The organism is Pseudomonas sp. ICMP 10191 (assembly GCF_001467335.1).
Classification (GTDB): domain Bacteria; phylum Pseudomonadota; class Gammaproteobacteria; order Pseudomonadales; family Pseudomonadaceae; genus Aquipseudomonas; species Aquipseudomonas cerasi.
The window spans coordinates 19664-46354 of the sequence record NZ_LKGW01000079.1 but is presented as its reverse complement, the minus strand read 5'-3'; the positions used below and the strand labels follow the sequence as shown (position 1 = coordinate 46354).

Sequence of the window (26691 nt, the reverse complement as noted above, 5' to 3'; positions counted from 1 at the left end):
CGAAATTTAACCACTCTTCTACAGGCCTTATGCATAAAGGGCTGCAGGCAAATACTCCCAAGTTATTAACAGCCGGTTCCACAGTAAACCTGAACAAGTCAAAACGGTGACAAAACAACCATTTGCAGCGGTTTTATGTCGCACTTATCAGACGCGCCAAAATTGTTTTCCACAATTGCATACGACCGCGCCCCGGATGTTTGAGCATCCGGGGCGCGCGAAGAAAACGGCAGGGTTTTGACGAACTCAATGCCCGCCCAGATAAGCGTTCCTTACCTCTTCATTTACCAGCAAATCCTGCCCGGTGCCGGACAGGCGAATCTCGCCATTGACCATGACGTAAGCCCGGTCGGACAGCTTGAGCGCATGGTTGGCGTTCTGCTCGACCAGGAATATCGTCATGCCTGTGGCTGCCAGTTCACGCAGGGTCGAGAAGATCTGTTTGACGATGATCGGGGCCAGCCCCAGGCTTGGCTCATCGAGCAGCAGCAGTTTCGGACGACTCATCAGCGCGCGGGCGATGGCGAGCATTTGCTGCTCGCCTCCGGACATGGTCATGGCTCGCTGATTGCGGCGCTCCTTGAGCCTGGGGAACAGCTCGAACATGCGCTGCATGTCTTCGGCCGAATGCTTGTCGCCAATCGGAATGGTGCCCATCATCAGGTTTTCCTCGACCGACATGTCGGGAAAGACCCGCCGCCCCTCCGGCGACTGCGCAATACCGTTGGAGGCGATGTAATGCGAGGACTTCTGGGTGATATCGGTGCCCTGATAGATGATCTGCCCGCTGGCCGCGCGCGGCTGACCGAAGATCGACATCAGCAGCGTGGACTTGCCCGCGCCGTTGGAGCCGATCAGGCTCACCGTTTCGCCCTCATTGATGTGCAGCGAGACTTTCTTCAGGGCCTGAATCGGCCCGTAAAACACATCGATCTCTTTCAGTTCGAGGATCGGCTTGCTCATACCAGCTCCTCTTCATCAGCGCCCAGATACGCGGCAATCACCTTCGGATCGTTACGGATCTGTTCCGGCCCCCCCATCGCAATCACGTTGCCATGGTCGAGCACCACAATATCGTCGGAAATCCCCATGACCATGCCCATGTCATGCTCGATCAGCACGATGGTCATGTCGTGCTCGTCACGCAGCAGACGGATCATGCCGCTGAGTGCCTCGGTTTCCTGCGGGTTGAGACCGGCAGCCGGCTCATCCAGGCAGATCACCTGCGGCCGCGTGCACATGGCTCGTGCAATCTCCAGACGGCGTTGCTGCCCGTAGGACAACTCGCCAGCCAGACGATTGGCGCAGTCCACCAGGTCGACAACCTCCAGCCAGTAGAACGCGGTATTCAGCGCGTCCTCTTCGGCCTTGCGATAGCCCCTGGTATTCAGGATCCCGCTGATCAGGCTGCGGTTGACCCACATGTGCTGGGCGACCAGCAGGTTTTCGACCACCGACATTTCCTTGAACAGGCGAATGTTCTGAAACGTGCGCGCCAGCCCTGCCCTGTTGACCAGATGGGTGCCGCCGAACATCTTGTAGTACACCCGGCTGAGGAAGCTTTTCGGCGACACGAAGTCGGTCGCCTGGAACGGCTCGCCCAATAGCTTGATCACATTGGTGGTCTTGCCACGAGTGTGCAGTTCGATGCGTCCGCCAGTGGCCTTGTAGAAACCGGTCAGGCAGTTGAAGACCGTAGTCTTGCCCGCACCGTTGGGGCCGATCAGGGCGAAAATCGAATTGCGACGGACCTTGAGGCTGACGTCGCTGAGGGCCTTGATGCCGCCAAAGTGCATCATCAGGTGCTCTACGGAGAGAATCACTTCAGTGCTCATCGCGCAGCCCCCTCAGTCACCAGCGCGCCCTTGCGCGGTTTCACCCCGGTGCGGCTGATGCGAATCAGGCCGCGTGGTCGCCAGATCATCATCAGCACCATCAGAATCCCGAACAGCAGCACGCGGTACTCGGAGAAGCTGCGCAGCAGCTCAGGCGCAACGGTCAGCACAAACGCGGCGATCACCACACCGACGGTCGAGCCCATGCCGCCCAGCACCACAATCGCCAGAATCAGCGCCGATTCGAAAAAGGTGAATGAGGTTGGGTTGACGAAGCCCTGATAGCTGGCAAAAAACACCCCGGCAAGGCCTGCGGTCGATGCGCCAATCGTGAACGCCGACAGCTTGACCAGCACGTGATTGAGGCCCATCGAACGACAGGCGATCTCATCCTCGCGCAAGGCTTCCCAGGCACGCCCGATCGGCATGCGGGTCAGGCGATGCTTGATGAACAGCACCGCCAGCACGACCAGAAACAGCACGGCGTAGATGAAGATGAATTTCAGGTCAGGGTTGTAATCGAAGCCGAAATATTCATGGATCGGCACCCCGCCATCCTTGGCGCGTCGGCCGAATTCCAGCCCCAGGAAGGTGGGCGCGGGCACCGGCACACCGTTCGGGCCGCCGGTGAACGACAGCCAGTTGTTCAGCACCAGACGAATGATCTCGCCGAACCCGAGGGTCACGATGGCCAGATAGTCACCATGCATGCGCAACACCGGGAAACCAAGAATGCATCCGGCCAGCGCCGCCGCAATCGCCGCCAGCGGTAACGCCGACCAGAAGCCCAGCCCCAGATACTGATAGCCCAGCGCCAGACCATAGGCTCCGATGGCATAAAACGCCACGTAGCCAAGATCGAGCAGCCCCGCCAGACCGACCACGATGTTCAGCCCCAGGCCCAGCAGCACGTAGATAAGACCGAGGATGACCACGGTCAGAATGTACTTGTTGGCGAAAATCGGGAACACGATGGCAATCACGATCAGCAGCGGAATGATCCAGTACAGGCGCGATCGATGATCCGGTTTGAGCACATGCACGCCGGAGTCGGAGCTTTCGAAGCTCTGGGAAACACGCAGGCCGCTGGGCGTCTGCAGAAACAGACTGATCAGGAAGCGACCGATCATGACCACGCCCACCAGCCAGGCCACGCGGGTCGGTTGCAGGTTGAAGCTGTAGCCATCGAGCACGATCCCGACGATGGGGCCGAACACAATCAGCGCCAGCAACCCGGCAACCACGGCATCGATCAGACTCTTCTTGATGTCGACAGGTTTGGAAACAGGAACAGCAACAGGAACGGACATACTTATACCTTCGCCACGAGTGGGCGACCCAGCAGGCCTTGGGGACGGAAAATCAGGATCAGCACCAGCAGGCCGAAACTGAACACGTCTTTGTAATCGGAGTTGATCAGACCGGAGAACTGCGACTCGGCAACCCCCAGGATCAAACCGCCCAGCATGGCACCCGGCAACGAGCCGATCCCGCCCAGCACGGCGGCAGTAAACGCCTTGATGCCGATGATGAAGCCGGCATAGAAGTCGAACGTGCCGTAATTCATGGTGATCAGCACACCGGCCAACGCCGCCATGGCCGCGCCGATGATGAACACATAGGAAATGACCCGGTCGGTGTTGATGCCGAGAATCGAGGCCATCTTGCGGTCTTGCTGGGTGGCCCGGCACATGCGGCCCAGCTTGGTGTACTTGATGATGTAGGTCAGCACGCCCATGCCGACGAAGGCGGCAATGAGGATGAAGATCTTGGTGTAGGTGATCTGCACGAAGCCGCTGCCGACTTCAAAGCGCCACGCACCTTCGAGCAGTGTAGGCACGCCTTGCTGGCGCGCACCCTGGCTGATCTGTGCGTAGTTCTGCAGGATCAGGGAAATACCGATAGCGCTGATCAGCGGCGCCAGACGGGTCGAGTTGCGCAGTGGCTTGTACGCCACGCGCTCGATGACGAAGCCGTAAACACCGGTCACCACGATGGTGAAGATCAGCGTACCGAGAATCAGGAACGGAAAGGATTCCAGTCCGAAGAAAGACAGAACCGCGAGGCCGATGGCGGCCAGGTAGGCAGAAATCATGTACACGTCGCCATGGGCGAAGTTAATCATGCCGATGATGCCATAGACCATCGTATAGCCGATGGCGATGAGGCCATAGACAGACCCGAGGGTGAGTCCGTTGACCATTTGTTGCAGGAAGATTCCATCCATCACGCACGCTCACACAAAAAGGCAGCTCAGCACCCTGTCAGTCACGCCCTCGTGAGGCATGACCGACAGGTCCGAAAACGATAAAAGAGATGCAGGCTCGCTCCTGGGCGAGCCCATCATCGGATCAGCGCCTGACGCGCAGGGCCGACGCGAGGTCTATCTCACTTCTGTTTTTCGAGTTGCTTGTACTTGCCGGCGGCGTCCCACTGGTAAACCACGTAGTCGGAGACTTTCAGGTCACCCTTGGCATCCCAGGCTTTCTCGCCCATGACGGTCTTGACCGGGTTGGCCTTGAGCCACGTGGCGGCTGCGTCACCCTTGTTGGACTTGGCACCATTGAAACCGGCCGCCAGGGCCTGTACCGAAGCGTACGCGTAGAGGGTGTAGCCTTCAGGCTCGTAACCGGCCTTGCGGAACTGGTCCACGACAGCCTTGCTGTCCGGCAATGCGCGCGGGTCAGCGCCGAAGGTCATGTACACGCCATCGACGTACTGTGCACCACCTGCAGTGGTGACCAGCTCGTCGGTCACGACGCCATCATCGGACATGAACTTGACGTCCTTGAGGCCCTGCTCGCGCATCTGACGAACCAGCGGACCGGCTTCCGGGTGCAGACCACCGAAGTACACGACGTCAGCGCCTACCGAACGAATCTTCGTGACCAGCGCACTGAAATCTTTTTCGCCACGGGTCAGACCCTCTTCGAGGATCGGCTTGACGCCCCGCGCGGTCAGTTGCTTGGCCGTTGCGTCAGCGAGGCCCTTACCGTAAGTGTCCTTGTCGTTGATAACGGCGACTTTCTTGCCTTTGAGCACGTCGACGATGTAGTCACCCGCAACGACACCCTGCTGGTCGTCACGGCCGCACATGCGGAACATCTCTTTCAGGCCACGTTCGGTCACGGCCGGGTTGGTCGAGCCTGGCGTAATGGCAATAATGCCAGCGTCGCCGTAGATCTCCGAAGCAGGGATGGTCGACGACGAGCAGAAGTGACCGACGACACCAATCACTTTTTCCTGATCCACCAGACGGTTGGCAACCGCCACGGCCTGCTTGGGCTCACAGGCGTCATCGCCCGCGACCAGTACTATTTTCTCCCCGTTGACACCACCTGCCGCATTGATCGCGTCGGCTGCTGCCTGCGCGCCCTTCATGTACTGCTGACCAAACGACGCGTTCGCGCCGGTCATTGGGCCCGCTACGCCGATTTTCACGTCCGCCTGTGCAAACGAAGACACGCCCAATGCAGTAGCCACTGCGATTGCCAGAAAACCTTTCCTGTAAAACGTATGCGACATAAGTGGTGCTCCTGAGGATATTTTTTTAGTTAGCACTTTCATGATCAAACAGATACAGAGTTGCTCAGAGCAAGGCGCGTGCCATCGCTTTTTAGTTGAGGGAGATGTCGTGTTCTTCGTGTCGATCCATCATGCAACGCCGCGCAACAGGGGCACTCTGGTTGCTTCGAGCACGCAAGGTGCAACCCCGGACGAAAAAAGAGCAACCCAAGCGTACTCGAGTAGCAACCAGCACATGCCGTGATGGGCAACCCACCTGTAACAGCACACGTCACCGAATTGCACACGCCCGGTGCGCGAACGCTACGAGACGCACCATTTGAGGCTAGCGGATTAAACGGGACCTGCTGCAGCCATCGTCAGATTCTGAAAAGCGCGTCACGCGGCGCCAGTAATAACCTCCCTGCATGCGCCCGACAAACGACCTTTAAGCGAGATATCATTCCGATAATTCATATTGCTTACGCCAGCCCCTTCGCGCCGCAAACAGAGAAGTCATCATGCTGAACAAACGTCATCTGCCCTCGATAGCCGCATTGCAATGCTTTGAGGCAGTGACCCGGCACCTGAGCTTCACGCGCGCGGCAGAAGAACTCAACCTGACCCAGAGCGCCGTCAGCAAGCAGGTCGCGCAACTCGAAGAGCTGGTTCAGCACCTGTTGTTCCAGCGCGTGCGCCGCCGTCTGCAACTGACGCCGGCCGGGGCGCTGTACCTGGCCGAAGTGCGCAAGATCCTGACCCAGATTGAGATGTCCACCCACTTCCTGCGCTCCTACGGCGGAGAAACCGAAGTACTGCGCGTCTCCACCCCGTCGACATTCGGCGCCCGCTGGCTGGTGCCGCGCCTCAAGGGCTGGCGCTTGCGTCACCCGCACATTCATCTGGACCTGATCAACGAGCAGGAATCCGATGATCTGATCAAAGGCCGTTGCGACGTGTCGTTCTATTTCGGCCAGGCCGCCACGCCCGGTGCAGAAAGCGTGAAGCTGTTCGGCGAGGAACTGGTGGCGGTGTGCGCCCCTGAAAGCCTGCCGGACGAGCCGCTCAGCGACCCGACCCAACTGAGCGAGCTGGTCCTGCTGCAGAATGCCTTCCGCCCCGAAGCCTGGCATGAATGGTTCGAAAGCCAGGGCTATCACACCGACCACAGCTATCACGGGCCGCGCTTTGAAACCTTCTATATGTGCATCCGCGCAGCCCAGGTTGGCTGCGGCGTTGCGCTGCTGCCACGCTTTCTGGTCGAGGAGGAACTGGCCGAGGGCAAACTGGTGATTGCCTGGGATTACGCATTGCCCAGCACTAACAGCGCCTACTACCTGTCCTATCCGGAACACACCGCCGACGTGCCCAAAATCCGGGTTTTTCTACAGTGGATGCTGGAACAGTTGGATCAACCCCCCGCTTAAGGGCGACAATGCACACCCATCCGGCCGTGAGCCTTCCATGGTGACAGACAGGAAGTCACGCGCCCCACTTTATCCGGCTGCTCTGGAGAGCCTGATTCAATGAGCGAGAGCGCCTTTTCCAATCGCATCGTGCAAAGCCTGCTCGATACCGATTTCTACAAGCTGACCATGATGCAGGCCGTCCTGCACAACTACCCGAACGTGGACGTCGAGTGGGAGTTCCGTTGCCGCAACGGGGAGGACCTTCGCCCCTATCTGGATGAAATCAAGCACCAGATCGAGCTGTTGTGCGAGCTGTCGCTGAGCCCTGAACATTTGGCTTTTCTGGAGCGCATCACCTTCATCAAACCGGATTTCCTGCGCTTTCTCGGGCTGTTCCGCTTCAATACCCGCTACGTGAAAACCACCATCGAGAATGACGAACTGTGCATTCGCCTGCATGGGCCGTGGTTGCATGTCATTTTGTTTGAAGTGCCGCTGCTGGCCATCGTCAGCGAAGTGCGCAACCGGCATCGTTACCCGGATACCCTGCTCAGTCAGGCGCGGGATCGTCTGTATGACAAGTTCGAATGGCTGACCACGCATGCCACGGCGGATGAACTGGCCGAGCTGAAAGTGGCGGACTTCGGCACGCGCAGGCGGTTTTCCTATCGTGTGCAGGAAGAAATGCTTGGTGTCCTGAAAAACGACTTTCCAGGTCAGTTCGTCGGCACCAGCAACGTTCATCTGGCCCGTCAGCTGGACCTGAAACCCTTGGGCACCATGGCTCACGAATGGATCATGGCCCATCAGCAGCTGGGACCGCGTCTGATCGACAGTCAGATCGCCGCGCTTGATTGCTGGGTCCGCGAATACCGCGGCCTGCTGGGGATCGCGTTGACCGACTGCATCACCACCGATGCCTTCCTGAACGACTTCGATCTGTACTTCGCCAAGCTGTTCGACGGTTTGCGCCATGATTCGGGCGACCCGGTGAAGTGGGCCGAAAAATGCATCTCGCATTACCAGAAGCTCGGTATCGACCCGATGAGCAAGACGCTGGTGTTTTCCGATGGGCTGAACCTGCCCAAGGCGCTCGATATCTTTCGTGCGTTGCGCGGACGCATCAATGTCAGCTTCGGTATCGGCACCAACCTGACGGCCGACATCCCCGGCATTGCGCCGATGAACATGGTATTGAAAATGACCGCTTGCGCCGGTCAGGCCGTGGCGAAAATCTCTGACGAGCCCGGCAAGACGCAGTGCAAGGATCCGAACTTTGTCGCCTACCTGCGGCATGTGTTCAAGGTGCCGGATTTGCCGAGCCCGGAAAAACCCGCTTGAATTGTCCTATTTACGAGGAGTGAATCATGCACGCCGTACAGCGCCAGATTGCTGAACAGCTCAAGGTCCAGCCACCTTTCGCGGACCAGAACGCGCTGCAGGCCGAGGTCGCCCGCCGCGTCAACTTCATCAAGGAGTGCCTGCAGAACGCACGGCTCAAGACCCTGGTGCTCGGCATCAGTGGCGGGGTCGACTCACTGACGGCCGGCCTGCTCGCTCAGCGTGCGGTCAAGGAACTGCGTGAAAGCACGGGCGACAACGCTTATCGCTTCATCGCGGTGCGCCTGCCTTACGTGGTGCAGGCCGATGAGCACGAAGCCCAGGCCTCTGTCGATTTCATCGAGCCGGACGAGCGCCATACCATCAACATCGGCAGCAGCGTCAAGGCACTGGCCGCCGAGGTGAAGGCGTTCGACGGACTTCCGGCGACCTCGGTGGATTTCGTGCTCGGCAACACCAAGGCGCGCATGCGCATGGTCGCGCAGTACACCGTCGCCGGGGCCTATCATGGGCTGGTGATCGGCACTGATCACGCGGCCGAAGCGGTGATGGGCTTCTTCACCAAGTTCGGCGACGGCGCATGCGACCTGGCACCGTTGAGCGGTCTGGTGAAAAACCAGGTACGCGCCATCGCCCGCCATTTCGGCGCACCGGAATCATTGGTCGAGAAAGTACCGACTGCGGACCTGGAAGACCTGTCACCCGGCAAACCGGACGAAGCCTCGCACGGCGTGACCTACGCCGAGATCGACGCCTTCCTGCACGGCGAGCCGGTGCGCGAAGAAGCGTTCCGGATCATTTGCGAAACCTACGCCAAGACTCAGCACAAACGCGAATTGCCGTACGCGCCGTGAGAGGGTGCGGAACGAGAGACCCGCAACACTATCGTGCCCATGCTCCGCGTGGGTACGCCCTTCTGGACGCTCTGCGTCCTATCCGGAATGTACGGCGTGGCGCAGATCTGTGACGCAGAGCGTCACCCAAGGCATTCCCACGCTGGAGCGTGAGGAACGATGACCCCAACTCGTGCGACGCTCCTCACCCGCCTCAAGGGACCTGTCGTTACTTCAGGGTCACAGCGCCTTTCATCATGCTGATGTGCCCGGGGAAGGTGCAGAAGAACTGGTATTCCTGTGCCGGGTCGAGCTTCGACACGTCAAACGTCACCGCGTCCTTTTCGCCAGCGCCGATGACTTTGGTGTGGGCGATGACGCGGCTGTCGTCCGGCTTCAAATAGTCCTTGTCGATGCCCGCCGCCATGCCGTCGGTGACGATTGCCTGGGTGTCGGCCTTTTTGCCCAGCACCCAGTTATGGCCCATGACATTCTTCGGCAGGCTGCCGGAGTGAGTCAGGTTGACGGTGAATTCCTTGCAGCTCTTGTCGATCTCAATGGCTTTGGTGTCGTACATCATTTGATCGGTCGAATCGACTGTGACCGAGCACTCGGCAGCCAGCAATTGACCACTGGCCAATGACAACAGCGAAATCGCTACAAGCGTGCGAATCATTTGAATCTCCAGGGCAGGACTTGATTAACGTAAAACTGATGTAAGAAGAGAGTGCCCGATCAGGGCCGGGGTTCCAAGAACGTGCGTCAAATGGTCCCGCGGACGCTCGCGACGGAGCGCCCTTCTGAAGAACGATTCACGGGAGCAGGTAATTAGGCGCTGACCGGCATCACCGTCACCCGCACCTCAGGATCATGCGTGCCGCCGCCCAGAATCACGCCACGCAACGGCGAGACATCAGAAAAATCGCGCCCCCAGGCCAGGCTGATGTGCTCTAGCGCAGGCTGCACATTGTTGGTAGGGTCGAAGTCCACCCAGCCAGAGGCCGGACAGAATACCGAGACCCAGGCGTGCGAGGCGTCGGCACCGATCAACCGGGGTTGGCCCGGTGGCGGCTGGGTCAGCAGATAGCCGCTCACATAGCGCGCCGCCAGGCCACGGGAGCGCAGACACGCCAGCATCAAATGGGCGAAGTCCTGACACACGCCTCGCCGCCGCTCCAGCACTTCCACCAGCGGCGTGGCGACCTGAGTGGCCTCTTCATCGAAGGTAAACTCCTCGAAGATCTTTTCCATCAAGGCCTGCACACACAGCAACAATGGACGGCCCGGCGGGAAACAGACCTGCGAGAACTCGACGAACGAGCGCTTCAGGTGAACGTAGGGGGATTCGAAACGATAGCGGCAGGCCTCCAGAATATCTTCGGTCATCGGCTTGGCGCTGTATGTCAGCGCGCTGCGGGTCACTTCCCATTCGGGCGACAGATTGAAGTCCAGAAACGGCTTCTCCATCACCTCGATACGCAACCGCGCATTGACCTGCAATTCATCATGTGGACGCTCGAAGGCCAGACGGGTCAGCGGGTTGCCGAATACATCCAGCTCATCGCGACGCGTGGTGGGTTCAGGAAGAATCTCCAGCGCCTGCTCGGTGCAACGCTGCCAGGGACTGCTGCGCGGCCACAGGTGCGCCAGTTGCTGGGCCAACGAGACCGGGCTGTCGTACTTGTAATGTGTGTCATGGAAAATCTGGTAGAAAGCGCTCATCAGACAGACACCGTACGTTGGCTGACATCATCGACGTGGGCAAAATGGCGCAACGCCAAGCGATCGGACGCCAGGCCACTGCTGTCGCCAATGCTCTGCAGCAGGTCCGCCAGCCCGTCGAGTAAGGCGTCGATACTGCTCTGGCCAAACAAAGGATTCTCCAGGCTGCCCAGGTCGAACGCGGCAAGACGCTGCGCCAACACCGTCAGGCTGCTGTCGCGTGGCGCATCGAACTCGTCGTTCAGGCGGCGCAACGAGCGCTGCACCAGCTTGAGCTGAAACAGCACCGCATGCGGGTTCTGCTCGTCGAGCAACAACAGGTCCAGCACCGGAATCAGATGCGGCACCGCCATGTAGCGCGAGCGATAGGTGATGCTGCTGTTGCCCAGCTCCAGCAACCACTCCAGCCCGGCCTGTTCGAAAACCACCAGCCCGCGCAAAAACGCCGACAGGCTGGTGCTGAGAAACTTCAGGCGCTCGATACGTCGCCCGATCATCAGGAAGCTCCAGCCTTCGTCGCGGGTCATGTCGTCCAGCGCAAAACCGGAGAGCGCTGCCAGCGACATCACCAGACGGTTGAGAAAATCCAGCAGTTCGCCGAAATCCGGCTCTTCGGTTTCCAGACTCAAGGCTTCGCGCTGCAACTCGACCAGCGCCTGCCAGTTTTCCTTGGATAACTTGCCACGCACTTGCGAAGCGGCCCACTGCAAACGCTGCAAATTGGCGCGCAGGCTGAACGGCCACTCGTCACCCATCAGCGCGACAAGCAGGCGATCCTTCAGCTCTTCGCCTTCCTGCGCCTCGGGCAGCATGCCCAGACTCTCGGCCAGCGCGACGGCGGCTTGCAGCGCAAGAGGGTCATCGTCGTCGACGTAGCGCGTCAGCATGATACGCAGCAGGCGTGCACTGTCGTCACAGCGCTCGCAGTAACGTCCGAACCAGAACAGGTTTTCCACCACCCGTGACGGCAGATAAGGGTCGCGACGAATCAGGTCGTAGACACCCAGCTTACGCTGGCCTTTCCACGGCTCGCCGAGGTGCGAGCGCTCACCCAGCACCCAAGTGTCCTTGCTCGCCCCGCCACGCTGCATCGATACCACGTCGGCGTCGGCTTCAGCGGCCACTCGGGTCAAGCCGCCCGGCAGCACACGATAGCCATCAAGACTGGCCACTGCATACACACGCATGCCAATGGCGCGCGGCTGTAAACCGGTGCCATCAGCCTGTAGCACCGGAGCATGGGACAACTGCGCCAGCTCCTGCGCGACGTAGGCATAGGGCCGCGACTGCATGCGCTGGGCAAGGGCCAGACGCTGCTCCTCATTCAAATCACGGCCAAACACCGGCGCGAAATGTTGCGAGGGGAACGCCGGCTTGATCAACAGATCCGGCAGTTTTTCCAGCGCCTGGGCCAGCACCGGCGGCTCTCCGCACCACCAGGTCGCCACCGAGGGCAGGATCAGATCCTCGCCGAACAGGTATTGACTGATTTTCGGCAAAAAGCCCAGCAGCCCCGGAGACTCCAGCACACCACTGCCCAACGCATTGGCGACCAGTACGTTGCCCTGACGCACGGCCTCAAGCAGCCCCGGTACACCCAGCGCGGAGTCGGTACGCAATTCCAGAGGGTCGCAGAAGTCATCGTCCAGACGGCGCATGATGGCGTGAACCCGACGCAAGCCGCTGAGGGTTTTCAGGTAGACCGTGGCATCGCGCACCGTCAGATCACCACCCTCGACCAGCGGATAGCCCAGTTGTCGCGCCAGGTACAAATGTTCGAAGTAGCTTTCGTTGAAACGGCCCGGCGTCAGCAGGACGATCAGCGGTGCCTCGTTGCTGGTGGGCGCCTGACGGGCCAGCGTCTGCTGCAACGCGTCGAAGAAACCCGACAGGTGCCGGACCTGCAGGTCGCGATAGGTCTCCGGCAAGGCGCGCGCGACGCTTTGGCGGTTTTCGAGCGCATAACCGGCACCCGAAGGCGCCTGGGTACGGTCGGCAGTGACCCACCAGCGTCCGTCCGGGGTACGCGCCAGGTCGACGGCGTACATGTGCAGGAACGTGCCTTCAGGGGGCTTCACGCCCTGACACGGCCAGAGAAAGTTGTTGTGGCCAAACACCAGCTCGGCGGGCAGCAGGCCATTGGCGATCAGCGTCTGCGCGCCGTAAAGGTCCGCGAGCACTGCGTTGAGCAGCCGTGCACGCTGGGCAATCCCTGCCGCCACGTGCTGCCATTCATCCGCCGCAATGATGTGCGGCAACAGGTCCAGCTCCCACGGGCGATCGGCACCCTTGGGGTCGGCATAGACGTTGTAGGTGACACCGTTTTCCTGAATCTGCCGGGTCAGCAGGGCCTGGCGCTGGATCAGTTGCGCCGCGCTGCTGCGCCGCATGTGCTCGTACAGACGACGCCAGTGCGGGCGAACGGCTCCGTCGGCGTCGAGCATTTCGTGGTAAGTACCCTCGGACAGCGGGTAGTGGTCAAGCAGGTCGGGCATGGAAGGCTCGGCAGGCAACGTAAGGACTTCAGATTAGTGCAGTCAGATGTCACGTCCGTGTGCATCTGACGCACAGAGCCACTGTTTTTTTAATGCAGACGCATATCCAGCGTCATCGGCAGCTCGTCGTTAATGTTGAGCGACGGAACGTCCAGTTTGCCTGGGGTGTGGCCGATGCGGAAGAAACGTGACAGGCGACGGCTTTCCGCTTCGTTGGCGTTGACCGGCAAGGTTTCGTAGTTACGGCCGCCCGGATGGGCGACATGATACTCGCAGCCACCCAGAGAGCGGTGCATCCAGGTGTCGAGCAGATCGAAAACCAGTGGCGCATGCACGCCAATGGTCGGTTGCAGGCAATTGGCCGGCTGCCAGGCGCGATAACGCACACCCGCGACGAACTCACCGACCCGTCCGGTCGGCTGCAGGGGCACTGCGACACCGTTACAGGTCAACACGTAGCGTTGCGGTGGCAGCCCGCTGATATGCACTTGCAGACGCTCCAGCGATGAATCGACGTAGCGCACCGCGCCGCCGGCCGAGCCTTCTTCACCCAGGACATGCCAGGGCTCCAGCGCCTGACGCAGCTCCAGCTCGATGCCGTTGACGGCGTAATCGCCCACTTTCGGGAAGCGGAATTCCAGGTGCGCAGAGAACCAGTCGGCCTGCACCGGGTAGCCTGCCGCGTTGAGGTCGGCGACCACATCGGCAAAATCCTGCTCGATGAAGTGCGGCAGCATGAAGCGGTCATGCAGTTGCGTGCCCCAGCGCGCCAGCTTCGCGGGTGCGTAGGGTTCACGCCAGAAGCGCGCCACCAGCGCCCGTAGCAGCAACTGTTGCGCCAGGCTCATGCGCGCATGCGGCGGCATCTCGAAGGCGCGCAGCTCGAGCAGCCCCAGGCGTCCGGTTGCGCCATCGGGCGAGTAAAGCTTGTCGATGCAGAACTCGGCACGGTGAGTATTGCCGGTGACGTCAATCAGCAGGTTACGCAGCAGACGGTCCACCACCCACGGCGCAACCTGCTCGCCTGGCTTCGGCATCTGTGCAAAAGCGATTTCCATCTCGTAGAGCGAGTCATTGCGCGCTTCGTCGATGCGCGGTGCCTGAGACGTCGGGCCGATGAACAGGCCGGAAAACAGGTACGACAGCGAAGGATGGTTGTGCCAGTAGCTGATCAGGCTGCGCAGCAGGTCCGGACGCCGCAGAAACGGCGAATCTGCCGGCGTCGCGCCGCCCAGCACGAAATGGTTGCCCCCGCCGGTGCCAGTATGACGGCCGTCGATCATGAACTTCTCGGTGGTCAGACGCGTGAGGCGCGCCTGTTCATAGAGAAACTCGGTGCGCTCGACCAGTTCGTCCCAGCTCGCCGAAGGCTGCACGTTGACCTCGATCACACCGGGGTCCGGCGTGATCCGGAAATTGCACAGCCGCGGATCGCTCGGCGGTTCGTAGCCTTCCAGCAGGATCGGGCACTGCAGTTCCTCTGCAGTCGCCTCGATCACCGCCACCAGTTCAAGGTATTCCTCAAGCTTTTGCAGCGGCGGCATGAACAGGTACAGCCGCCCCTCGCGCGCTTCGGCACACAGCGCCGTGCGGGTCAGCCAGTCGGCCGACTCGTCGATCTTCGGCGGGCGCTCGGCGTCCGTGTCTGTGGACTTGAGCGCTGAGGTCAACGAGTCGCTGTCGGCCAGTTCGGGGAAGTCCTGGTTATGGTCGGTCGGATGAATGAACGGGTATTCCGCCGCCTTGACCCAAGGCTGCGACGCCAGCGGCAATCGATAGCCCAGCGCAGAATCCCCCGGCACCAGACGGCAATGCTCGTCACGCAAGTACCAGCGGCCACTCTGCCAGCTGTCACCGTCCGCGTTGCGAGCCAGCGGCAGAACCTGACCGATCATCTTGTCCAGCCCCTGAGCGAAGACCTTGCGCAGACGGGCCCGCTCCAGCTCGTCACCCAGCCGCGAATCTTCGGCGGTGACGTTGACCGGCAATGCGCCTTCGCGCCACAAGTAGTAGAAATTGTCTTCGTAAGCCGGGAAAACGAAGCGGGCCGGCAGCTTCAGGCGCTCGGCAACACTGGCGAGAAAACGCCCTGCCAGTTCGCCCGTAGCACCGTAGTCACGGGTTTCATCGGCGATCAGCGCATTATTGCGCCACACCGGCTGGCCGTCCTTGCGCCAGAAGCAGTTCAGCGACCAGCGCGGCAACTGCTCACCCGGATACCATTTGCCTTGCCCGAAATGCACGATGCCCAGCGGCGCGTAATGCCCGCGCATGCGCTGGAACAGCTCGGCGGACAGCTCGCGCTTGCGCGGCCCCAGCGCGGCGGTGTTCCATTCGGCGCCATCGCGGTCGTCGATGGACACGAAGGTCGGCTCGCCGCCCATGGTCAGACGCACATCGTCGCGCAGCAGATCGGCGTCGATCTGTCGACCAAGCGCCTGAATGTCCTGCCATTGCGCTTCGGTGTAAGGCTTGGTGACGCGCGGCGCCTCCCAGATGCGTTCGACCGACATTTCGTGGCTGAAATCGGTTTCGCACGGCTCGACCAGACCACTGATCGGTGCTGCCGAGGAAGGCTCGGGGCTGCACGCCAGAGGAATGTGTCCTTCGCCAGCGAACAGGCCGGACGTGGCGTCCAGCCCGACCCAGCCTGCGCCCGGCAGATAGACCTCGCACCAGGCGTGCAGGTCGGTGAAGTCGACATCCGTACCGGACGGCCCGTCGAGCGCCTCGACATCGGCCTTGAGCTGAATGAGGTAGCCCGACACAAAGCGCGCCGCCATGCCCAGATGACGCAATAGCTGCACGAGCAGCCATGCGGAGTCGCGGCACGAGCCCGATGCGTTTTCCAGGGTGAATTCCGGGGTCTGAACGCCGGGCTCCATGCGGATCAGGTAGGCGACGTCCTGACTCAGGCGCTGGTTGAGGCCGACCAGGAAGTCGATGGCCGGAATCGGCTTGCGACTGATGCTGTCCAGATACGCCTGAAATCTCGGGGTCAGCGGCAGTTTTTCGAGGTACGGCGCCAGCTCGCGCTGCTCTTCGCTGGCGTAGGTGAACGGAATATTCTCGGCGTAGGGCTCCAGGAAGAAGTCGAACGGATTGAACACCGCCATCTCGGCGACCAGATCGACTTCGACACGGAATTCGTCGGTCTTTTCCGGGAAGACCAGACGCGCGAGGTAATTGCCTTGAGGGTCCTGCTGCCAGTTGATGAAATGGTTTTCAGGCAGGACTTTCAGCGAATAAGACAGCACGCGTGTGCGGCTATGGGCGGCCGGACGCAGGCGAACGATCTGCGGACCCAGTTCGACCGCGCGGTCGTAGTGATAGTGCGTGACATGGTGCAAGGCAATATGAATCGACACGGCGTGCCTCCTGCGAGCCTGAACGGTAATTGAGCCGCGCAAGACTTATGCCATCCGGTCAAAGTCGTGCGCCAACGAGAGTGGCATTCCCCGCCTGAAAAGGCGCAGCACCAAAATCGTGCCGGCCGAAGCCAACGGTGCAAGGGTCGCACAGTAATAAGGCAGACAGTGTGGCAGAGGGATTGAGTGGGGGGTGAAGAATTGTGAAGGCGTTTGGATACGCATGCGGCGCGTTGCAGGTGTAAGACGCGCAGCTTCACCCAAGGCATTCCCACCCCGTGGGAGCGAGCTTGCTCGCGAAGGCGTCATCACTGAACCACCGCTTTCGCGAGCAAGCTCGCTCCCACAAGGGATTGCAGGTGGGTTTTCAGCACTGCCCGACGCTACATTTCCGGCACTATCAGCACACGAGCACATGATAGGTACACCCACAGAACGAGGAACGATAATACCAACTATCGTGCGACGCTCTGCGTCTGCGCGGATACCTCGCCTTAGCGTGGCACTACTGGCTTGCGCTTGGGCGGTTTGGTGCCTTTGCCCTTGGCTGCATCCATGCGCTCCTTGGCGGCCTGCTTGTTGCGCGCCATGGCGGCAGCCTTGGCCTCTTCGCGCTTGTCCCACGGCTTGCTGCCATCGCTCCCGCGTGGCGGCAGGCCGGTGTGCTGGGTCTGGATCAGCGTGGTCTTGGCATTTTTCGCAACCTTGTGGCTGCCCGCCGGTGTCGAGTTCTTGCGACGCGCACTCTGGTAGCTGTCAGTAGCCGGCTGATGCAACGGGATCAGTTGATCCTTGCCCGGCCCGATCAGGTCGGCACGGCCCATGCGTTCCAGTGCCTCACGCAGCATCGGCCAGCCTTTCGGGTCGTGATAGCGCAGGAAAGCCTTGTGCAAACGACGCTGCGCTTCGCTTTTCACGATGGTGACCGCATCACTCTTGTAGGTGACCTTGCGCAGCGGGTTCTTGCCCGAGTGGTACATGGCGGTGGCCGTGGCCATCGGCGACGGGTAGAACGCCTGCACCTGGTCCGCGCGGAAACCATTGCCCTTGAGCCACAGCGCCAGGTTCATCATGTCTTCATCGGTGGTGCCCGGGTGGGCGGCGATGAAGTAAGGAATCAGGTACTGCTCCTTGCCGGCTTCCTTGGTGTACTTCTCGAACATGCGCTTGAACTTGTCATAGCTGCCAATGCCCGGCTTCATCATCTGGTTGAGCGGACCTTCCTCGGTGTGTTCCGGGGCGATCTTCAGGTAACCACCTACGTGGTGAGTAACCAGTTCCTTGACATACTCCGGCGACTCGACCGCGAGGTCGTAGCGCAGGCCGGAGGCGATCAGGATCTTTTTCACGCCCGGCAAGGCGCGCGCGCTGCGATACAGCTGGATCAGCGACGAGTGATCGGTATTCAGGTTCGGGCAGATACCCGGGAATACGCAGGACGGCTTGCGGCAGGCCGACTCGATCTCCGGGCTTTTGCAGGCGATGCGATACATGTTCGCGGTCGGCCCGCCCAGGTCGGAAATAACCCCGGTAAAGCCCGGCACCTTGTCGCGGATTTCTTCGATTTCGCGAATGATCGACTCTTCGGAGCGGTTCTGAATAATCCGCCCTTCGTGCTCGGTGATCGAGCAGAAGGTGCAGCCGCCGAAGCAGCCACGCATGATGTTCACCGAGAAACGAATCATGTCGTAGGCAGGGATCTTTTCCTTGCCGTACGCAGGATGCGGGACGCGCGCGTAAGGCATGCCAAACACGTAGTCCATTTCTTCAGTGGTCATCGGAATGGGCGGCGGGTTGAACCAGACGTCCACGTCGCCATGTTTTTGCACCAGCGCGCGAGCGTTGCCCGGGTTGGTCTCCAGGTGCAACACGCGGTTGGCGTGGGCATACAGCACAGCGTCGTTACGGACCTTTTCCACCGATGGCAGGCGGATGACCGTCTTGTCGCGGGTCATGCGCGGGCTGGCGAGAATCTGCACCACCTTGGCTTCGTTGGGGTCCTCGACGTTGCCTTTTTCCTGCTCGATGGCGCAGGCCTGCGTGTCCTGGGTGTTGACGTACGGGTTGATGATCTTGTCGACTTTGCCCGGACGGTCGATACGCGTGGAGTCGACCTCATACCAGCCCTGCGGCGTGTCACGACGAATGAACGCCGTACCGCGCACGTCGGTGATGTCTTCGATCTTGTGGCCGTAGGACAGACGCTGGGCGACTTCGACGATCGCGCGTTCGGCATTGCCGTACAGCAGGATGTCGGCGCAGGCGTCAATCAGGATCGAGTTGCGAACCTTGTCCTGCCAATAGTCATAGTGCGCGATTCGGCGCAGCGAAGCCTCGATGCCGCCCAGCACGATCGGTACATGCTTGTAGGCTTCCTTGCAGCGCTGGCTGTAGACCAGACTTGCGCGGTCCGGACGCTTGCCAGCCATGCCGCCAGGGGTATAGGCGTCATCGGAGCGAATTTTCTTGTCCGCGGTATAGCGGTTGATCATCGAGTCCATGTTGCCGGCAGCGACACCGAAAAACAGATTCGGCTCGCCGAGCTTCATGAAGTCGTCCTTGGACTGCCAGTTGGGCTGCGCGATGATCCCGACCCGGAAGCCCTGGGATTCGAGCAGACGACCGATGATCGCCATGCCGAAAGACGGGTGATCCACGTACGCATCACCGGTAACAATGATGATGTCGCAGGAATCCCAGCCAAGCAGATCCATTTCTTCCCGGCTCATGGGCAGGAAAGGTGCTGGTCCGAAACATTCGGCCCAGTACTTGGGATAGTCAAATAACGGCTTGGCTGATTGCATGTTCAGGACCTACGTTTGCACGTTGGAAAAATCGCGGGCGCGGAATATAGCACATTTTTTGATCAAGTCCGACCACGGTGGTCGGATTTGATGGAGTCGACCCGAAGTCAATCGTCGTCGAAGTTGTAACTGCCCGGCGCCAGGTTCTCGAAGCGCGTGTATTTGCCGATGAACGCCAGGCGCGTGGTGCCGATGGGGCCGTTACGCTGCTTGCCGATGATGATCTCGGCAATGCCCTTGTGCTCGGTTTCCGGGTGATACACCTCGTCCCGGTAAACGAACATGATGACGTCGGCATCCTGCTCGATCGCTCCGGATTCCCGGAGGTCGGAGTTGATCGGGCGCTTGTTGGGACGCTGTTCAAGAGAGCGGTTGAGCTGCGACAGGGCAATGACCGGGCAGTTGAATTCCTTGGCCAGCGCTTTCAACGAGCGCGAGATCTCGGAAATCTCGTTGGTACGGTTATCACCGCTGGAACCAGGGATCTGCATCAGCTGCAGGTAGTCGATCATGATCATGGCGATGTCGCCATGCTCACGCACGATCCGCCGCGTCCGCGCGCGCATTTCAGACGGGCTGATACCGGCCGTATCGTCGATGAACAGCTTGCGGTCATTGAGCAGATTGACCGCCGATGTCAGACGCGGCCAGTCATCGTCATCAAGCTGGCCGGCCCGCACCTTGGTCTGGTCGATGCGCCCCAGCGACGACAACATACGCATGATCAGCGATTCGCCTGGCATCTCCAGCGAGTAGACCAGCACCACCTTGTCACTGCGCAGCACTGCGTTCTCGACCAGGTTCATGGCGAAGGTGGTCTTACCCATCGACGGACGTCCGGCAACGATGATCAGGTCGGCGGGTTGCAATCCGCTGGTTTTTTCATCGAGATCGGTATACCCGGTCGACAGACCGGTAATGGCGTTGTCGCTGTTGAACAGGGTATCGATACGGTCGATGGCCTTGGTCAGCAGGTCATTGACGCTGACCGGGCCGCCAGTCTTGGGGCGCGCTTCGGCGATCTGGAAGATCTGCCGTTCAGCCTCGTCAAGAATCTCTTCGGCGGTCCGGCCTTCGGGGTTGAACGCACTGTCGGCGATTTCGGTACTGATGCCGATCAATTGCCGCAGCGTGGCCCGGGCCCGGACGATCTGCGCATAAGCCTTGATGTTGGCGACAGAAGGCGTGTTTTTCGCCAGCTCACTGAGGTAGCCCAGGCCGCCTACCTGCGAGGTCTGCCCTTCCTTGTCCAGCTGTTCAGCCAGCGTGACCACGTCAATCGGGCTGTTCTGGTCGGCCAAGCGGGCGATGGCGCGGAATATCAGGCGGTGGTCATGTCGATAGAAATCACCATCGGAAACTTGATCGAGCACCCGCTCCCAGGCGTTGTTGTCCAGCATCAAGCCACCGAGTACAGCCTGTTCGGCCTCGATGGAATGCGGCGGCACTTTCAGGGCAGCGGTTTGCAGATCGTATTGTTCGGGGGCGGAAATATCGTTCATGGCCACTTCAATTCGGGGTTTGCAGAATGGGGATGGCACAAAGACAAAGGGCACGACCTGTGAACAGGATCGTGCCCGATGTTAATCCTCTGACGTCAATGCCGCCAGACGATTACGTGTTGCTTAAGCAGCCACTACGACAACGCGTACGGTCGCTTCTACGTCGCTGTGCAGGTGCACGGCTACGTCGAATTCACCAACGTTGCGGATAGTGCCGTTCGGCAGACGAACTTCGCTTTTTGCAACTTCAACGCCGGAGGCGGTCAGTGCATCAGCGATGTCGTGGGTGCCGATCGAACCGAACAGCTTGCCTTCGTCACCAGCAGTGGCAGTGATGGTCACTTCCAGCTCAGCCAGTTGGGCAGCGCGAGTTTCGGCAGATGCTTTCTTGTCTGCAGCCAGTTTTTCCAGCTCGGCACGACGCTCTTCAAACGCAGCCACGTTGGCAGCGGTTGCAGCGGTTGCTTTGCCGTAAGGCAGCAGGTAGTTACGACCGTAGCCGGCCTTAACGTTTACTTTGTCGCCCAGGTTGCCCAGGTTGGCGACTTTTTCCAGAAGGATCAGTTGCATGTGGAAATCCTCTTAACTTTTAACCTTCACCGTTCGCAGGACCATTGCCGGGATCTTTCGAGCTCCGGCGACCGCGAAAATCAATCAGGCTGTCGACAATGGCAATTACCACGAGCAACGGATAAATCAGCTGCATGAACACCAGCAGCGTGATGTACATCCCCACCAGCCAGAACCTGGACAGACGCTTTTCAGCGACCAGACCGTGAATCAGGGCCAGGCCCGCAAAGACCAGCGGTACGCTGCACAGCGGTGTAAGCATCGCTATCTGCGGACCGAAATTCGGCCCCACCAGCATGCACACCACCAGCACCAACGCCGGCACCAGCGGGAGTTTCACGGCGCGAAATTCACGCCCGAAACCACCAGGGTTGTACAACATCGCTTGCCAGTACCGCCCAAGAATCAGGCACAGCACACTGACGATTTGCAGCACAGCCGCTATCAGGCCATTCAGGACGGGTGCAATCAGTGCCCCCAGACGCGCTCGCTCTTCTACGTTCAACTGCTCGTAGAGCCCGGCCAGCATTGTCGGCAGATGTTTCTGCAACTCCTGCGACATTGCTTCCAGAGGCTCGCGAAAAACCGTGCCCAGAATTACTGCATACACCACACCCAATGCCACGCTGACCAGCAGCACACGGACCCAGGACTCGCTGGCACGCAAAACCATTGCCAAACTCAGTGAACCCGCCAGCACCATGGCTGTACGAGGTTCACCGAAATACCACCAGACCAAAGCCGGCAGCAGAGCCCAGGACAGGACACCAACGGCATCACTGAACCCGCGTCGCAGGAGCACAAGGCACCCTGCGGCAGCACTCAACCAGAACAACAGCGGCAATGCCGCACATCCAGCCACTACGAGAGTGGCCTGCATACGGCCGCGCATGATGAATTCAGCCAGGGCACGCATGCTTTCTATCCTTTGTTACGTTTTGTCGACTACCTGGTCTCAGCGGCCGTGGCTGTCGGTGTAGGCCAGCAGGGCCAGGAAGCGGGCACGCTTGATAGCGGTGGCCAGCTGACGCTGATAACGTGCTTTGGTACCAGTGATACGGCTTGGAACGATTTTGCCGGTCTCGGATACGTAGGCTTTCAGAGTGTTGAGATCTTTGTAATCGATCTCTTTGACGTCTTCAGCGGTGAAGCGGCAGAATTTACGACGACGGAAGAAACGTGCCATGTAATTGGCTCCTCAAAAGGTCCGTGGATTACTCGTCAGCGTTATCGCTAACGTCGCTGTTGTCGCCGTCATCGCCATCGGCGCTGTCGGAGTGCTCAGGACGGTCACGACGCTCACGGCGCTCACTGCGGTTCTCTTCAGCCTTGAGCATCTCGGACTGGCCGGTTACGGCTTCGTCGCGACGGATGACCAGGTTACGGATCACAGCATCGTTGTAACGGAAGTTGTCTTCCAGCTCGGCCAGAGCCTTGCCAGTGCACTCAACGTTCAGCATCACGTAGTGAGCCTTGTGAACATTGTTGATTGCGTAAGCCAGTTGACGACGGCCCCAATCTTCCAGACGGTGGATTTTGCCGCCGTCTTCTTCGATCAGCTTGGTGTAACGCTCTACCATGCCGCCGACTTGCTCGCTTTGATCCGGGTGGACCAAAAAGATAATTTCGTAATGACGCATGAATGCTCCTTACGGGTTGTAGCCTGCCGCTCAAATAGCGGTCAGACAAGGAGTGAATGACACTGTTGGTCTTGCTCAGGGACAGGCACATGCGCGCCTGCCGTGACAGCAAGGGGCGCAATTGTAGAGAAGGGTCGTGGGAGGCGCAAGGCAATTGGTGAATTAATGAGCAGATCGCATGGCGCGACCTGCTCACTCTGGCCAGAAGCCGCAATCAGGCTTTTTTGCCGGCAGCCTTGACACTGCGCTGGCGCAGCGCTTCGAACAGACACACGCCAGTCGCGACCGACACGTTGAGGCTGCTGACACTGCCCGCCATCGGCAGGCGCACCAGATAATCACAATGCTCACGGGTCAGGCGACGCATGCCCTTGCCTTCCGCGCCCATGATGATAATGGTCGGCCCGGTCAGGTCCTGCTGATACAGCTCGACCTCGGCCTCGCCCGCAGTACCGACCACCCACAATCCGCGCTGCTGCAGTTTTTCCAGAGTACGCGCCAGGTTGGTCACTGCCACGAGCGGAATGACCTCGGCTGCACCGCAGGCGACCTTGCGCACGGCTGGCGTCAGGGTTGCGGATTTGTCCTTGGGCACGATGACCGCCAGCGCACCTGCCGCATCGGCAGTACGCAGGCAGGCGCCAAGGTTGTGCGGATCGGTCACGCCGTCCAGCACCAACAGCAGCGGCGAGCCTTCACTGCGGTCCAGCAGCTCGTCGAGCATTGCCTCGCCCCAGACCTGGCTCGGGCTGACATCGGCAACAACACCCTGATGCACGCCTTCGACCCAGGCATCCATTTCGCGGCGCTCGGCCTGCCCGATGGTGACGCGATTTTCGGCCGCCAGTGCGACCAGGGTCTGGACGCGAGGGTCGTTACGACCCTCGGCCAGCCAGATGTGCTTGACGCGTTTTGGATGATGACGAAGTAACGCTTCTACGGCGTGAACGCCGTAGATTTTTTCCAGCTGACTCATGACTTGGCCTTGGGTTTACGAGCGCCGCTGCTTTTCGCGGCTGGCGCGGAGCCCGTTTTTGACGAGCCTTTACGGTGTTTGCTGGCCGGTTTGCCCGATGAGGGCGCAGAACCCGACCTGTCAGACTTTCCCGACGATGCCTTGCTACCACCCTTCGCGTCTGCCAGAAGCGCTTTTTTCAGCTCGCGGCTTTTACGCACTTCTGCGTTTTTCGCGGCGGCATCGCTCGGGCGATACGCTTCGGTGCTGCTTTCCTTGGTCGAAGCGCTACGGCGTCCGGACTTGGCAGGCGCCTTATCCTTCTCAGCCGTGGTCGTGGCAGCAGGTGCCGCGGTGTCATGACCACGACGCTTGCGAGCCGTCGGCTTTGCAGCCGCTGCTGCTTCGGAGATCTCGAAATCGATCTTGCGCTCATCCAGATCGACGCGCATGACACGCACTTCAACGGTGTCGCCCAAGCGGAAGTTACGCCCGGTACGCTCGCCAGCAAGGCGGTGGTGCAGCGGATCGAAGTGGTAGTAGTCACCCGGCAAGGCGGTCACGTGGACCAGGCCCTCGACATAGATGTCGGTCAGCTCGACGAACAGACCAAAGCCGGTTACAGCGGTGATCACGCCCGGGAACGACTCGCCGACGCGATCCTTCATGTATTCGCACTTGAGCCAGTTGACCACGTCGCGCGTAGCCTCGTCGGCACGGCGTTCGCTCATCGAGCATTGTTCGCCCAACTGGTCGAGCAGCGCGTCGTCGTATGGGTAGATGCGCGCCTTCGGGATCGTGGCAGCGCCGGCACGACGAACGTGCGGCGTATCCTGCTTGGAGCGAATGACACTGCGAATCGCACGATGGGTCAGCAGGTCCGGATAACGACGGATCGGCGATGTGAAGTGCGTGTACGCTTCGTAATTCAGACCGAAGTGACCGTTGTTGTCCGAGCTGTAGACCGCCTGGCTCAACGAACGCAGCATCACGGTCTGTATCAGGTGGTAGTCAGGACGATCACGAACGGTTTCAAGCAGCGCCTGATAATCCTTTGGTGTCGGACCTTCCTTGCCTTTATGCAACGTCAGGCCCAACTCACCGAGGAACGCACGCAGTTTTTCCAGGCGCTCCGGCGGCGGACCATCGTGGACGCGGTACAACGCAGGAATTTCGTGCTTCTTCAGGAACTGCGCGGTGGCCACGTTGGCGGCCAGCATGCATTCCTCGATCAGCTTGTGGGCATCATTGCGAGTGGTCGGACGGATTTCGGCAATCTTGCGCTCGGAACCGAAGATGATCCGGGTTTCCTGAGTTTCGAAATCGATCGCACCGCGCACATGACGCGCGCCCAGCAATACCTTGTACATGGCATAAAGCTGTTTGAGGTGCGGCACCACATCGCCGTATTCACCACGCAAGCTTTTGGCTTCAGCGGTTTTCGGCTGCTCCAGAATCGTGCTGACCTTGTTGTAGGTCAGGCGAGCGTGAGAGTGGATGATGCCTTCGTAGAACACGTAGTCAGTCATCTCGCCGGTCTTGGAGATGGTCATCTCGCAGACCATGGCCAGACGATCGACATGCGGGTTCAGCGAGCAGAGGCCGTTGGACAATTGCTCAGGCAGCATGGGCACGACGCGCTCGGGGAAATACACCGAGTTGCCGCGCACCTGGGACTCTGCATCCAGCGCCGAGCCGATCTTCACGTAGCTCGATACGTCGGCAATCGCCACGTAGAGCTTCCAGCCACCGGAGAACAAACGCAGCTTGCCCGGCTTGGCTTCGCAATAGACCGCATCGTCGAAGTCGCGAGCATCTTCACCGTCGATGGTCACGAACGGCAGATGGCGCAGATCGACGCGGTGTTCCTTGTCCTTCTCTTCGACTTCCGGCTTGAGCTTGGCAGCCTCTTTGAGCACTGCTTCGGGCCAAACATGCGGGATATCGTAGGTACGCAGCGCGACATCGATCTCCATACCGGGCGCCATGTAGTTGCCCACCACTTCGATCACGTCGCCTTGCGGCTGGAAGCGCGGCGTCGGCCAATGGGTGATTTTCACCTCGACAAACTGACCGATCTTGGCGCCGTTGTTGCGACCCGGCGTCACCAGCACTTCCTGCTGGATTTTCGGGTTGTCGGGTACAACAAAACCAATGCCGCTCTCTTCGAAGTAGCGACCAACGATGGTTTCGTGAGCACGCGAGATCACTTCGACAATAACGCCTTCGCGACGACCGCGACGGTCAAGGCCGGAAACACGCGCCAGCGCCCGGTCACCGTCGAATACCAGACGCATTTGCGCCGGGCTCATGAACAGGTCATCGGAGCCGTCGTCCGGCACCAGAAAGCCGAAGCCGTCGCGATGGCCGGAGATGCGACCCAGGATCAGGTCAAGCTTGTCTACCGGTGCATAAGTGCCGCGACGGGTGTAGATCAACTGGGCGTCACGCTCCATCGCCCGAAGGCGGCGGCGCAGAGCCTCGAATTGATCTTCGGTGGTCAGGCCGAACTCTTCGACCAGTTGCTCGCGACTGGCCGGCGAACCGCGCTCAGCAAGGTGCTGCAAGATCAGCTCGCGGCTGGGAATAGGGTTTTCGTATTTTTCCGCTTCACGAGCGGCCTCGGGATCGAGGGACTGCCAATCGGCCATTAGATAGTTTTCACCTTGTATATATAGGGGTTAGTTTGGCATAGACCTCATGAAACGGGAAA

20 protein-coding genes are annotated in these 26691 nt (G+C 60.1%); 3 read left to right on the top strand and 17 right to left on the bottom strand.

Annotated features, from left to right (window positions below; all coding sequences use genetic code 11):
- Window positions 1-246: 246 nt before the first annotated feature.
- From AO388_RS07375 to AO388_RS07355, 5 genes are all read right to left on the bottom strand, one after another.
- Complete coding sequence (locus AO388_RS07375) at window positions 247-963, bottom strand: ABC transporter ATP-binding protein (RefSeq protein ID WP_003366365.1); 717 nt, start codon at window positions 961-963, stop codon at window positions 247-249.
- On the bottom strand, window positions 960-1835 hold the full coding sequence (locus AO388_RS07370; protein WP_003431920.1) for an ABC transporter ATP-binding protein: 876 nt from the start codon (window positions 1833-1835) through the stop codon (window positions 960-962). The genes AO388_RS07375 and AO388_RS07370 overlap by 4 nt, the downstream gene beginning before the upstream one ends.
- Window positions 1832-3145: a high-affinity branched-chain amino acid ABC transporter permease LivM gene (gene livM, locus AO388_RS07365; RefSeq protein ID WP_003366361.1), complete on the bottom strand. Its 1314-nt coding sequence runs from the start codon at window positions 3143-3145 to the stop codon at window positions 1832-1834. Before livM ends, AO388_RS07370 begins: the two co-directional genes overlap by 4 nt.
- A gap of 2 nt (window positions 3146-3147) precedes the next feature.
- Complete coding sequence (locus AO388_RS07360) at window positions 3148-4062, bottom strand: ABC transporter permease subunit (protein ID WP_003366358.1); 915 nt, start codon at window positions 4060-4062, stop codon at window positions 3148-3150.
- A 161-nt stretch (window positions 4063-4223) separates the two neighbouring features.
- Window positions 4224-5360: a branched-chain amino acid ABC transporter substrate-binding protein gene (locus AO388_RS07355; protein ID WP_003431923.1), complete on the bottom strand. Its 1137-nt coding sequence runs from the start codon at window positions 5358-5360 to the stop codon at window positions 4224-4226.
- A gap of 500 nt (window positions 5361-5860) precedes the next feature.
- On the opposite strand from AO388_RS07355, the gene AO388_RS07350 reads away from it, so the two are divergent.
- The 3 genes from AO388_RS07350 to nadE all read left to right on the top strand — a co-directional run bounded on the left by AO388_RS07350 (window position 5861) and on the right by nadE (window position 8943).
- Window positions 5861-6766, top strand: coding sequence for a LysR substrate-binding domain-containing protein (locus tag AO388_RS07350; RefSeq protein WP_003366356.1), 906 nt, complete (start codon window positions 5861-5863; stop codon window positions 6764-6766).
- Window positions 6767-6865: 99 nt separating this feature from the next.
- A complete protein-coding gene (gene pncB / locus AO388_RS07345; protein ID WP_024662694.1) occupies window positions 6866-8089 on the top strand; it encodes a nicotinate phosphoribosyltransferase in 1224 nt (407 codons plus the stop codon).
- 26 nt (window positions 8090-8115) lie between these two features.
- A complete protein-coding gene (gene nadE, locus AO388_RS07340; RefSeq protein ID WP_003317217.1) occupies window positions 8116-8943 on the top strand; it encodes an ammonia-dependent NAD(+) synthetase in 828 nt (275 codons plus the stop codon).
- Between the two features lie 208 nt (window positions 8944-9151).
- Here the strand turns inward: nadE and azu are convergent, their stop codons facing one another.
- From azu to rnr, 12 genes are all read right to left on the bottom strand, one after another.
- Window positions 9152-9598 carry an azurin gene (gene azu, locus AO388_RS07335; protein WP_003431928.1) on the bottom strand — a complete coding sequence of 149 codons (447 nt, stop codon included), beginning with the start codon at window positions 9596-9598 and terminating at the stop codon, window positions 9152-9154.
- A gap of 152 nt (window positions 9599-9750) precedes the next feature.
- The gene (locus AO388_RS07330) at window positions 9751-10644 is read right to left on the bottom strand and encodes a transglutaminase family protein (RefSeq protein WP_003431929.1); all 894 of its coding nucleotides are present in this window, start codon (window positions 10642-10644) and stop codon (window positions 9751-9753) included.
- On the bottom strand, window positions 10644-13139 hold the full coding sequence (locus tag AO388_RS07325) for a circularly permuted type 2 ATP-grasp protein (protein WP_058416244.1): 2496 nt from the start codon (window positions 13137-13139) through the stop codon (window positions 10644-10646). Before AO388_RS07325 ends, AO388_RS07330 begins: the two co-directional genes overlap by 1 nt.
- A gap of 89 nt (window positions 13140-13228) precedes the next feature.
- Window positions 13229-16507 carry a transglutaminase family protein gene (locus AO388_RS07320; protein WP_058416243.1) on the bottom strand — a complete coding sequence of 1093 codons (3279 nt, stop codon included), beginning with the start codon at window positions 16505-16507 and terminating at the stop codon, window positions 13229-13231.
- A gap of 494 nt (window positions 16508-17001) precedes the next feature.
- Entirely contained in the window at window positions 17002-19311 is a 2310-nt protein-coding gene (locus tag AO388_RS07315; protein WP_003431932.1) for a YgiQ family radical SAM protein, read from the bottom strand.
- 107 nt (window positions 19312-19418) lie between these two features.
- Entirely contained in the window at window positions 19419-20813 is a 1395-nt protein-coding gene (dnaB, locus tag AO388_RS07310; RefSeq protein WP_003366338.1) for a replicative DNA helicase, read from the bottom strand.
- 123 nt (window positions 20814-20936) lie between these two features.
- On the bottom strand, window positions 20937-21383 hold the full coding sequence (rplI, locus tag AO388_RS07305) for a 50S ribosomal protein L9 (RefSeq protein ID WP_003317208.1): 447 nt from the start codon (window positions 21381-21383) through the stop codon (window positions 20937-20939).
- Between the two features lie 19 nt (window positions 21384-21402).
- Window positions 21403-22299, bottom strand: a complete 897-nt coding sequence (locus AO388_RS07300) for a hypothetical protein (RefSeq protein ID WP_003366336.1) — start codon at window positions 22297-22299, stop codon at window positions 21403-21405.
- A gap of 39 nt (window positions 22300-22338) precedes the next feature.
- Window positions 22339-22569, bottom strand: coding sequence for a 30S ribosomal protein S18 (gene rpsR / locus AO388_RS07295; protein ID WP_002551829.1), 231 nt, complete (start codon window positions 22567-22569; stop codon window positions 22339-22341).
- 28 nt (window positions 22570-22597) lie between these two features.
- A complete protein-coding gene (gene rpsF / locus AO388_RS07290; RefSeq protein WP_002551828.1) occupies window positions 22598-23023 on the bottom strand; it encodes a 30S ribosomal protein S6 in 426 nt (141 codons plus the stop codon).
- Between the two features lie 214 nt (window positions 23024-23237).
- Window positions 23238-23999 carry a 23S rRNA (guanosine(2251)-2'-O)-methyltransferase RlmB gene (rlmB, locus tag AO388_RS07285; RefSeq protein WP_003317206.1) on the bottom strand — a complete coding sequence of 254 codons (762 nt, stop codon included), beginning with the start codon at window positions 23997-23999 and terminating at the stop codon, window positions 23238-23240.
- On the bottom strand, window positions 23996-26629 hold the full coding sequence (gene rnr / locus AO388_RS07280; protein WP_054081312.1) for a ribonuclease R: 2634 nt from the start codon (window positions 26627-26629) through the stop codon (window positions 23996-23998). The genes rlmB and rnr overlap by 4 nt, the downstream gene beginning before the upstream one ends.
- Between the last annotated feature and the right edge of the window lie 62 nt (window positions 26630-26691).